The sequence below is a fragment of the Agromyces zhanjiangensis genome, from assembly GCF_040496055.1.
In the GTDB taxonomy this organism is placed as follows: Bacteria; Actinomycetota; Actinomycetes; order Actinomycetales; family Microbacteriaceae; genus Agromyces; species Agromyces zhanjiangensis.
The window spans coordinates 118,124-128,065 of the sequence record NZ_JBEPKB010000012.1 but is presented as its reverse complement, the minus strand read 5'-3'; the positions used below and the strand labels follow the sequence as shown (position 1 = coordinate 128,065).

At 72.3% G+C, this 9,942-nt stretch carries 9 protein-coding genes; 2 read left to right on the top strand and 7 right to left on the bottom strand.

From position 1 onward, the window contains the following. Window positions 1-340: 340 nt before the first annotated feature. A complete protein-coding gene (locus ABME02_RS18015) occupies window positions 341-1,705 on the bottom strand; it encodes a CoA transferase (RefSeq protein WP_353816734.1) in 1,365 nt (454 codons plus the stop codon). 6 nt (window positions 1,706-1,711) lie between these two features. Continuing rightward, a complete protein-coding gene (gene tyrS / locus ABME02_RS18010; RefSeq protein ID WP_353816733.1) occupies window positions 1,712-3,013 on the bottom strand; it encodes a tyrosine--tRNA ligase in 1,302 nt (433 codons plus the stop codon). A 125-nt stretch (window positions 3,014-3,138) separates the two neighbouring features. Here tyrS and ABME02_RS18005 point away from each other — a divergent pair, with 125 nt between their 5' ends. Further along, on the top strand, window positions 3,139-3,807 hold the full coding sequence (locus ABME02_RS18005) for a DNA-binding protein (RefSeq protein ID WP_353816732.1): 669 nt from the start codon (window positions 3,139-3,141) through the stop codon (window positions 3,805-3,807). Window positions 3,808-3,953: 146 nt separating this feature from the next. Next, window positions 3,954-4,550: a hypothetical protein gene (locus ABME02_RS18000; RefSeq protein ID WP_353816731.1), complete on the top strand. Its 597-nt coding sequence runs from the start codon at window positions 3,954-3,956 to the stop codon at window positions 4,548-4,550. Window positions 4,551-4,650: 100 nt separating this feature from the next. Here ABME02_RS18000 and ABME02_RS17995 read toward each other — a convergent pair whose 3' ends face one another. The 5 genes from ABME02_RS17995 to argB form a co-directional block, all read right to left on the bottom strand. Continuing rightward, window positions 4,651-5,283, bottom strand: coding sequence for a DNA-3-methyladenine glycosylase (locus tag ABME02_RS17995; protein ID WP_353816730.1), 633 nt, complete (start codon window positions 5,281-5,283; stop codon window positions 4,651-4,653). A 41-nt stretch (window positions 5,284-5,324) separates the two neighbouring features. Further along, window positions 5,325-6,758, bottom strand: coding sequence for an argininosuccinate lyase (gene argH / locus ABME02_RS17990; protein ID WP_353816729.1), 1,434 nt, complete (start codon window positions 6,756-6,758; stop codon window positions 5,325-5,327). 2 nt (window positions 6,759-6,760) lie between these two features. Next, complete coding sequence (gene argF, locus ABME02_RS17985; RefSeq protein WP_353816728.1) at window positions 6,761-7,690, bottom strand: ornithine carbamoyltransferase; 930 nt, start codon at window positions 7,688-7,690, stop codon at window positions 6,761-6,763. Window positions 7,691-7,755: 65 nt separating this feature from the next. Continuing rightward, window positions 7,756-8,952 (bottom strand): acetylornithine transaminase, encoded by a 1,197-nt coding sequence (locus tag ABME02_RS17980; RefSeq protein ID WP_353816727.1) that lies wholly within the window; start codon window positions 8,950-8,952, stop codon window positions 7,756-7,758. Continuing rightward, window positions 8,949-9,929 (bottom strand): acetylglutamate kinase, encoded by a 981-nt coding sequence (argB, locus tag ABME02_RS17975; RefSeq protein ID WP_353816741.1) that lies wholly within the window; start codon window positions 9,927-9,929, stop codon window positions 8,949-8,951. The genes ABME02_RS17980 and argB overlap by 4 nt, the downstream gene beginning before the upstream one ends. Between the last annotated feature and the right edge of the window lie 13 nt (window positions 9,930-9,942).

The following is a 9,942-nucleotide window of genomic DNA, read 5'->3' as shown; positions in this document are numbered from 1 at the left end:
ACCAAAGAAATATCCCACCTGCCGAAGCAGGACGGGGTTCAAAAAAATGGCATTGAACATAGTGCACGCTGTTGAGTTCTCAAGGAACGGACGCACCCGGTTCACGACCGCGCTGCGATCGATCATCCGAAGCGATGTTCGTCAATCATCCGGTGATCCCGAGGGACCGGTACGGATGCTTCGAACCCGGGATCCTGCGTGAGGATCAGGGGTTCGGGATCGTGCCGCTTGAGGAGGCGAAGCTTCTCGCTTCACTCGCTCCTGTGGGGCAACGAATGAATACTCTACGGAGATACGGGGGGTGCCGCAACTCGACACGGCATCCCGGGCGTGTCGCGCTTCAGCCCGCCCAGTACGGCCGATCGGAACCCCATCGATGCGGCGCTCCGGGCCAGTCCACGACCCCTCGAGGCGACGCGACTGCGGGGGCCGCGATGCGTTGCTCCCCCGCCGGTCCGACGAGCGTCACGGTGTGCGGTTCGCGCGCGGCATCCGCCAGGCCGGACGGCCCCGGGTGGGTCCGTCGCGCAAGCCCGAGGAGCTCGGCGGCCGTGCGCCGGAGCGACATCCGAGCCAGCCACGATCCGCCCTGCATCGAGCGGCGCTGGAGCAGCGTGGTCACCGCCGCGGCGAGCAGATAGCCGGTCGCATGATCGAGCGCCTGAGCGGGCAGCGCGCTCGGCGCCTCCGTCGCACCCTCGATGAGCGAGACGCCGGATGCGGCCAGGACGAGGCTGTCGAATCCGCCCCGCTCCCCCGCGACGCCGTCGAACCCCCAGGCCGAGAGCTGCCCCACGACGAGCCCGGGGCGCCGCGCCGCGAGCTCCGCTGGCACCAGCCCGAGCCGATCGAGGGCCGCCGGGCGGTACCCGAGCACGATCGCGTCGGCCTCGGCGAGGAGCTCGTCGAACCGGGCGGCGTCGGCATCTGAACGCAGGTCGAGCAGCGCCGAGCGCTTGCCGGGCCCGCCCTCGAGGTGCTGCCACTCCGGTTCGGCCGGCGACGGCGGGTCGATCCGGAGCACCTCCGCGCCGAGCAGCGCGAGCGTCCGAGTCGCGACCGGCCCGGCGATCACGCGGGTGAGGTCGAGGATCCGGGTGCCGGCGAGTGGTCGCTCGGCGTCGGTCCACCGCTCGACGCGCACGTCGGCGTCGCCGATGCGTGAGACCTCGATGAGGGGATGTCCCCGAAGCTCGTCGTCCTCGCTCGGGGCCTCGTTCGCGACGGCGACGCACATCCCGCCGGCGCGGGTCACGGCTTCGGCGAGCTCCCCGGCGGACCAGCGGCCGACCGCCGCGTCGATCTCCGCGGCATCCGCTCCATCCTCGACCCCGAGCACGCTGCGCAGCGCTGCCGCGTGATGCGGGTAGTTGCCGTGCGTGCGAACCCAGCCGTCCCGCGCACGCCGGAACCCGGACAGGGGCGACCACACGGACGGCGCCTCGCCGTCGACGCGGGCCACGCGTTCGCTCTGGAACGCCGTCGCGATGCGCGCCCCGTCGAGGCGGATCGATCGCGGCGGCGCGCCAGTCGACCAGGCGGCGAGGCTCGCGGCCGCGACCGATGCCGCGGCGAGCGTTGACACGTCGAGGCGCGCGGTCAGCGGGATCTCGGGCATCGGTGCGAGCGCCGCGAGCTCCGACGGATCGCGATCGAGCTCGGCCCACACTCCCGCGAGGAGCCGGTCCGCCGCCTCGCGAGTCATCAGTCCCTACCGGACGAACACGCCCGCGAGGGTCTTCTTGCCGCGGCGCAGGACGGCCATCCCGCCGGCGTCGACCCGGCCCCCGATGAGCGCCGAGTCGTCCTCGACGCGCACGTTGTCGATCGACACGCCGCCCTGCGCGATCGCGCGGCGGCCCTCGCTGAGGCTGGCGACGAGGCCGGTGTCGACGAGCACCTGCACGACCGGGGCATCCGCAGCGGTCTCGGTGTGGGGCAGTTCGCGCAGCGCGGCCTCGAGCGTGCCACGGTCGAGGCCGGCCAGGTCGCCCTGCCCGAAGAGGGCCTGCGAGGCCGCGACGACGGATGCCGTGGCATCCGCACCGTGCACGAGCGTCGTGACCTCGTGCGCGAGGACGCGCTGCGCCTCGCGACGGAAGGGCTCGGTCGCGACCTTGTCCGCGAGTTCCTCGATTCGCTCGCGACTGAGGAACGTGAACACCTTGAGTCGGTCGATCACGTCGGAGTCGTCGGTGTTCAGCCAGAACTGGTAGAAGCGGTACGGGCTGCACATGTCGGCGTCGAGCCAGATCGCGTTGCCCTCGCTCTTGCCGAACTTGGTGCCGTCGGAGTTCGTGATGAGCGGCGTGCCGATCGCGTGGACGTGGACGCCCTCGACGCGATGGATGAGGTCGGTGCCGCTCGTGAGGTTGCCCCACTGGTCGCTGCCGCCGGTCTGCAGCACGCAGTCGTACTGCCGGTGCAGTTCGAGGTAGTCGAAGCCCTGGAGGATCTGGTAGCTGAACTCGGTGTAGCTGATTCCGGCGTCGGAGTTCAGTCGCGAGGCGACCGCGTCCTTCTTCAGCATCGTGCCGACGCGGTAGTGCTTGCCGATGTCGCGGAGGAAGTCGATCGCCGACAGGCCGGCGGTCCAGTCGAGGTTGTTCACCATGCGGACCGCGTTCTCGCCCTCGGCGGAGAGGAACCGGCGCACCTGCGCGTCGAGGCGATCGACCCACTCGGCGACCGTCTCCTTGGTGTTCAGCGTGCGCTCGGCCGTCGGGCGGGGGTCGCCGATGAGGCCGGTCGAGCCGCCGACCAGGCCGAGCGGCTTGTGGCCCGCGAGCTGCAGGCGGCGGAGCGTGAGGATCTGCACGAGGTTGCCGAGGTGCAGGCTCGGCGCGGTCGGGTCGAACCCGCAGTAGTAGGTGATCGGCTCGCCGGCGAGGAGTCTCTTGAGTGCCGCCTCATCGGTCGAGACGTGGACGAGTCCGCGCCAGCGGAGCTCCTCCCAGACGTCGTCGAACGAGGGGTCGTTCTGCTGCGTGGCGAGGATCGCTGGGTCGGACACGAGTGCAAGGGTAGCAGCGGGCGAACCTCGCACCGGTGAAGCATAGAACCTTGACTCGAGATATTGAAGCTTCTATCCTTCAATCAACGCAGTCAAGTCTCCACGCTTGAGACGGAGGGCACGAGATGTACGTCGTCACCGCCGACCAGATCGGCAGCCGCACCGACGTCGACCGCTCGGCCGCCATGCAGCGCGAGCTCCAGGAGCGATACGGCGACCGCCTCAGCCTGCCCGTCGACCAGACTGCCGGCGACGAGGTGCAGGTGCTCACCGACCGGGCGACGACCGCGACCGAACTCGTGCTGCACCTCGCACGCGACGGGCACTGGAGCATCGGGCTCGGCATCGGCGACGTTCGCGAGCCCCTCCCCGATGCCGTCCGCAAGGCCACCGGCGGTGCGTTCTTCGCCGCGCGCGAGGCGGTCGAGGCGGCCAAGCGCGGCGAGGCGCGCTTCGCGCTCCGAACGGACGGCGACGACACGGGCCTGCTCCCGGCCGGAGACGTCGAGGCGATCGTCCGACTGCTCCTGCTCCTCCGCGACCGACGCACCGCACAGGGCTGGGAGGCCGTCGACCTCGTGCGCTCAGGCCGATCGCAGAAGCACGCGGCCGAACTGCTGGGCATCTCGGATGCCGCGGTCAGCCAGCGCCTGCGGACCGCCATGTGGTCGGCCGACGACGACGCCCGCCCGGCGATCGTCCGACTCATCGCCTCGCTCGGCGGCGACGATCCCGACGAGCACGCAGCACCGACGTCGCAGCCGGCGCCTGCGGGCGCCGACGCCGGCGCGTGAGCACGCCCACGGGGGCGCCACGCCGCATCCGGTTCGGATGTCGTCTCGCGAGGACCGCGGACGCGCGTCGCGGTCATCGGCGGTGACCGAGCCCGTCGCTATGCTCGGACCCGAACCCGGCCCGAACCCGGGAGAGCGGAGGACCCGTGAACGTCGTCGGTGCGATGTCGGCCGTCGGATGGGCGGTGATCGTGGTCGCCCTCGCCGGGTCGGCCGTGCTCTCCGTGCTCGCCTACCTCCGCCCGCGACCGATCCACCTCTGGCCCGCGGCGGGCGCCCTCGCGCTCGCGATCGTCGCCGCCTCGACCGTGCCCGACGACGTGCCGATGGTCGCGGCCCCGCTCGTCGGGCTCCTCGGCGTGGTCGTCGCGGTCTTCGGCGGGAGCCCGGCCGCGGCGACGGCGCTGCAGCTGGCGATGGGGTCGAGCACGTCGCCCGGCGCGCACGGCGGCATCCTCGTCGCGGTCCGCTCGGATGGGGCCACCCCGCCCGGCATCGCGCCCGCGCGGCGCGAGGTCCTGCGCGGCGGCCTCACGATCGGCGTGCTCGAGCGCCTCGCCGCCGCCGGCAGCATCATCGCCGGCTTCCCAGAGGGACTCGCGATCGTCGTCGCGGTCAAGGGCGTCGGACGGTTCACCGAGCTCGAGGCGCCCGAGGCGCGCGAGCGGTTCATCATCGGCACCTTCGCCAGTCTCATCTGGGCGTGCGCCGCAGCGCTCGCGGTGCACCTCGCGATCCGCTGATCGGACGGTGCCGCCGCAGGCGGCGCGCTCGACAGGGTCGATGGCGCCCGGCGCAGCGTGCACTCGGTGCGACACGGATGCTCGGTGCGACGTCGGCAGGTCAGTGCGACTTCGGATGGCGCCGGTAGACCGAGACGCCGGGATCGCCCGGCACCCAGAACCGCCACGGGAACGACGGCGCGCCGCCCGGCCCGCTGATGCCGGTGCGCGGGCCGGTCTCGTGCGCGAGCGGCGCAGCGCGCACTTCGAGCGAGAACGGAGCCTCGAGCAGGTCGGACCCGTTCGCGGCGAGCGGCACGCCGAGCGCCTGCGCGAGTCGCGCCGGACCCCGTGCGAGGTCGCGGTCCGTGGAACGCGGCCGGCGCGAGCGCGCCAGGTCGAGTCCCTCGACGACGGTCCCCCCGCGCAGCAGGATGCCGGCCGACGTCCCCGGCTCGCCGGCGACCACGTTGAGGCACACGTGCATGCCGTAGGTGAAGTACGCGTACAGGTGGCCGCCGTCGCCGAACATCACCGCGTTGCGCGCCGTGCGGCCGCGGAACGCGTGCGAGCCGGGGTCGACGCCGACCCCGCGGTACGCCTCGACCTCGGAGAGCCGCACGGCGACCCGCCCCTCGTCGGCGTCGTAGGCGAGCACCGCGCCGAGCAGCAGCGGCGCGAGCGCCACCGGGTCACGCCGGAACCAGTCGCGATCCGGGCGCACGAGTCCGGCGTGCGACGCCGGTCGCGGCATCCGCTCGCCCGTGCCCATCGTGTTCGACGCCGGGTCGCGGCTCAGTCGTCTCCGCCGGGCAGGACGGACACGAGGTGCCGCACGCGATCGGCGAGCGACGCGAACTGCGCGTCGACGCGCGACGGCGCGGTGCCGCCGATGCCGTCACGACTCGCGACGGACCCCTCGATGGTCAGCACCTCGCGCACCTCGGGGACGAGGTGCGGCGAGATCGAGGCCAGCGCGTCGTCGTCGACCTCGTGCAGATCGAGCCCGTTCGTCTCCGCGTAGCGGACCAGCGCGCCCGTGATCTCGTGGGCGTCGCGGAACGGCACCCGGCGCTTCACGAGCCACTCGGCGACGTCCGTCGCGAGCGAGAAGCCGGCCGGCGCGAGCTCGGCCATGCGGTCGGTGTGGAAGGTCAGCGTCGCGATCATCCCGGTGAAGGCGGGCAGGAGCACCTCGAGCGTCTCGACCGAGTCGAAGACGGGCTCCTTGTCCTCCTGGAGGTCGCGGTTGTACGCGAGGGGCAGCGCCTTGAGCGTCGCAAGCAGCCCCGTGAGGTTGCCGACGAGCCGTCCCGACTTGCCGCGCGCGAGCTCGGCGATGTCGGGGTTCTTCTTCTGCGGCATGATCGACGAGCCCGTCGAGTGGGCGTCGTCGAGCGCGACGAAGCCGAACTCCCGCGTGTTCCACAGGATGATCTCCTCGGAGATGCGCGAGAGGTCGATGCCGATCATCGCGGCGACGAACGCGAACTCGGCGACGACGTCGCGGCTCGCGGTGCCGTCGATCGAGTTCTCGGCCGGGCCGGCGAGCCCGAGGTCGCGGGCGACGGATGCCGCGTCGAGCCCGAGCGTCGACCCGGCGAGCGCGCCGCCGCCGTAGGGCGAGACGTCGGCGCGCTTCATCCAGTCGACGAGCCGCTCGAGGTCGCGTGAGAGCGCCCAGCCGTGCGCGAGCAGGTGGTGCGCCAGGAGCACGGGCTGCGCGTGCTGCAGGTGCGTGCGCCCGGGCATGATCGCGGTGCGGTGCGCGTCGGCCTGAGCGGAGAGGGCGTCGATGAGGTGGACGAGCATGCGCCCGATCGTGATCGCGTGGTCCTTGAGGTAGAGGCGGACGAGCGTGGCGATCTGGTCGTTGCGGCTGCGTCCGGCGCGGAGCTTGCCGCCGAGCTCGGACCCGACCTCGGCGATGAGGGCGGCCTCGAGCGCGCCGTGGACGTCCTCGTCGGAGTCGGCCGCGACGAGCCCGCCGTCGACGACCCGCTGCTCGAGGGCGTCGAGGCCTGCGATCATCCGCTCGAGTTCGTCGGCCTCGAGGTAGCCCGCCGCGGCGAGCGCGCGGGCGTGCGCGCGCGACCCGGCGAGGTCGTAGGGTGCGAGCTGCCAGTCGAAGTGCGTCGACTTCGACAGGCGCTGCAGCTCGGGCGACGGTCCGCCTGCGAACCGCGCGCCCCAGAGGGAGCCCTCGTTGGTGCCGTGCTGCTCCGACATGGTCACGCGTCCTTCCTGGCGAGGAGCCAGACGAGCAGCGCCTTCTGCGCGTGCAGCCGGTTCTCCGCCTCGTCCCAGATGATCGACTGCGGTCCGTCGATGACGTCGGCGCTCACCTCGTAGCCGCGGTCCGCGGGCAGGCAGTGCATGAAGACGGCGTCGGGCTTCGCGAGCGACATCAGTTCGGCGTCGACGGTGTAGGCGCCGAACGTGGCGACGCGATGCGCCTTCTCGTCCTCCTTGCCCATCGACACCCAGGTGTCGGTCACGATCACATCGGCACCGGCCGCCGCCTCGGCGGCGTCGGTGTGGAGGGCGACGGATCCGCCCGTGACGGCGGCGATGCGGTCGGCGTCGGCGACGACGGATGCCGCGGGCGCGAACTCCTCGGGCGAGGCGACGCGCACGTGCATGCCGGCGGTCGCGCCCGCGAGCACGTAGGACTGCGCCATGTTCGAGGCGCCGTCGCCGAGGAAGGCGACGGTGAGCCCGGCGAGCTCGCCCTTGTGCTCCCGGATGGTGAGGAGGTCGGCGAGCAGCTGGCACGGGTGGAAGTCGTCGGACAGCGCGTTCACGACGGGGACCGTGGTGCCGGCGGCCATCTCGTCGAGCCCGGACTGCGCGTAGGTGCGCCAGACGATGGCCGACACCATCCGCTCGAGCACGCGCGCCGTGTCGGACGGCGTCTCCTTGCCGCCGAGCTGGCTGTTCGCCGTGGAGATGATGAGCGGCGAGCCGCCGAGGTCGGCGATGCCGACCGCGAAGGAGACCCGCGTGCGGGTCGAGGACTTGTCGAAGATGACGGCGACGGTCTGCGGTCCGGCGAGCGGCGTCTCCGCCCAGCGGTCGGCCTTGAGGCGGACGGCGAGATCGAGGATCTCGGCCTGCTCGGCGGGCGTGATGTCGTCGTCGCGGAGGAAGTGGCGGGTCATGGATGCTCCGTTCTGCGCGGGGCGAGCGGCGTGGTCTGGGTGGTCTGGGATGTCTGCGATTCGCGTCAGCGTGCGGCGACGGCCTCGAGCGAGCGGCCGAAGCGCTCGGCGAACTCGTCGAGTTCGGCGTCGCCGATGATGAGCGGCGGCGCGAGGCGGATGGTCGAGTCGTTCGCGGCGTTGACGATGAGGCCGGCCCGCATCGCCGCGGCGGAGAGCTCGGCGGCGACGGGTTCGGTGAGCGCGACGCCGGCGAGGAGCCCACGGCCCCGCATGCCCGCCACGAGCGGCGAGCCGAGCCCGAGCACGCGCTCGCGCAGTTCGGCACCGCGGCGCGCGGCGTTCTCGACGAGCCCGGCTCGCTCGATCTCCGACAGCACGGCGTTCGCGACCGCCGTGGAGAGCGGGTTGCCGCCGTACGTCGAGCCGTGCTGACCGCGCGAGTAGAGGTCGGAGGCGCGCCCGAAGGTGACGAGCCCGCCGATCGGGATGCCGCCGCCCATGCCCTTCGCGACCGTGATCGCGTCGGGCAGGACCCCGGCGTGCTGGTAGGCGAACCATTCGCCCGTGCGGCCCGCACCGGTCTGCACCTCGTCGATGATGAGGAGCGCGCCGTGTCGGCGGGTGAGCTCCCTCGCCGCCTGCAGGTAGCCGTCGGGAAGCTCGAGCACGCCGGCCTCGCCCTTGATCGGCTCCACGATCAACGCGGCGACCGACTCGTCGAGCTCGGACTCGAGTGCCTCGATCGTCGACGGGATGTGCGTGACTCCCCCCGGCAGCGGTTCGAACGCGTCGCGCATCGCCGGCTTGCCGGTCAGCGCGAGCGAACCCATCGTGCGCCCGTGGAACGCGTCGACCAGGGCGAGCACGCGCGTTCGGGCTCCGCCCGAGTTGTTCAGCCGCGCGAGCTTGAACGCGGCCTCGTTCGCCTCGGCGCCGGAGTTGCCGAACCAGACGCGGCCCGCGTCACCGGCACCGGAGAGCCGCGTGAGCCGATCGGCGAGCGCGAGGGCCGGCTCGGTCGCGAAGTAGTTCGACACGTGCGCGAGCTTCGCGGCCTGCTGCGTCACGGCCTCGACGAAGACTGGGTGCGCGTGGCCGAGGGAGTTCACGGCGATGCCGGCGAGGAAGTCGAGGTACCACGCACCCGTGTCGTCCTGGACCCGGGCGCCCTCGCCGCGTTCGAGCTTGGCGAGCGGCATGCCGAGGGTCTTCATCATCCGGCGCGAGTAGTGCTCGCGCCAGTCGTTCGCGTCGGTCACGACGCCACCCCCGCGGCATCCGTCGCGGCGACCGCGGCGACCGGGACGACCTCCGTGCCGATCCCCTGCCTCGTGAAGATCTCGAGCAGGATCGAATGCGGGACGCGTCCGTCGATGATCGCGGCCTTCGGCACACCGCCCGCGACCGCCTCCAGGCAGGCCGTCATCTTCGGGATCATGCCCGACTCGAGCGACGGAAGCAGCGCCTCGAGCTCGGCGACGTCGATCTCGGAGACGAGCGAGTCACGGTTCGGCCAGTCGCGGTAGAGCCCGGCGACGTCGGTGAGGATGACGAGCTTCGCGGCGCCGAGGGCGATCGCGAGCGAGGCGGCGGCCGAATCGGCGTTGACGTTGAGCGACTGGCCGGGCTGGTCGAGGTCGGGGGCGATCGAGGACACGACCGGGATCCGGCCGGCGTCGACCTGCGCGAGCACCGCTTCCGGCTCGACCTCGACGACGTCGCCGACGAGCCCGAGGTCGACCTCGACGCCGTCGACCACCGCACCGCGGCGGCGGCCGCGGAACAGGCCCGCGTCCTCGCCCGAGAGGCCGGCCGCGAGCGGCCCGTGCTCGTTGATGAGGCTCACGAGCTCGCGGTTCACCTGGCCCGACAGGACCATCCGCACGACGTCCATGGTCTCGGGGGTCGTGACGCGGTAGCCGCCGCGGAACTCGCTCGCGATGCCGAGCCGGTCGAGCATCGAGGAGATCTGCGGTCCGCCGCCGTGCACGACGACCGGGCGGATGCCGGCGTAGCGGAGGTACACCATGTCCTCCGCGAACGCGCGCTGCAGCTCGGGGCTGACCATCGCATTGCCGCCGAACTTCACGACGATCGTCTCGCCGTGGAAGCGCTTCAGCCACGGCAGCGCCTCGATGAGGGTGCCGGCCTTCCGGGCGGCGACGGCCGCGTCACTGCGCGCGTCGGCGTCGGGCTCGGCGGAGGGCGTGGTGGACGCATCCGCGTCGGGGGTCATCTGCTCCTCGCTC

Excerpts from the sequence above, each read along its gene's own strand:
- argH (WP_353816729.1), bottom strand. The coding sequence starts at position 6,758 with ATGTCGGAGCAGCACGGCACCAACGAGGGCTCCCTCTGGGGCGCGCGG.
- ABME02_RS18015 (WP_353816734.1), bottom strand. The coding sequence starts at position 1,705 with ATGACTCGCGAGGCGGCGGACCGGCTCCTCGCGGGAGTGTGGGCCGAG.
- argF (WP_353816728.1), bottom strand. The coding sequence starts at position 7,690 with ATGACCCGCCACTTCCTCCGCGACGACGACATCACGCCCGCCGAGCAG.
- ABME02_RS18005 (WP_353816732.1), top strand. The coding sequence starts at position 3,139 with ATGTACGTCGTCACCGCCGACCAGATCGGCAGCCGCACCGACGTCGAC.
- argB (WP_353816741.1), bottom strand. The coding sequence starts at position 9,929 with ATGACCCCCGACGCGGATGCGTCCACCACGCCCTCCGCCGAGCCCGAC.
- ABME02_RS17995 (WP_353816730.1), bottom strand. The coding sequence starts at position 5,283 with ATGCCGCGACCGGCGTCGCACGCCGGACTCGTGCGCCCGGATCGCGAC.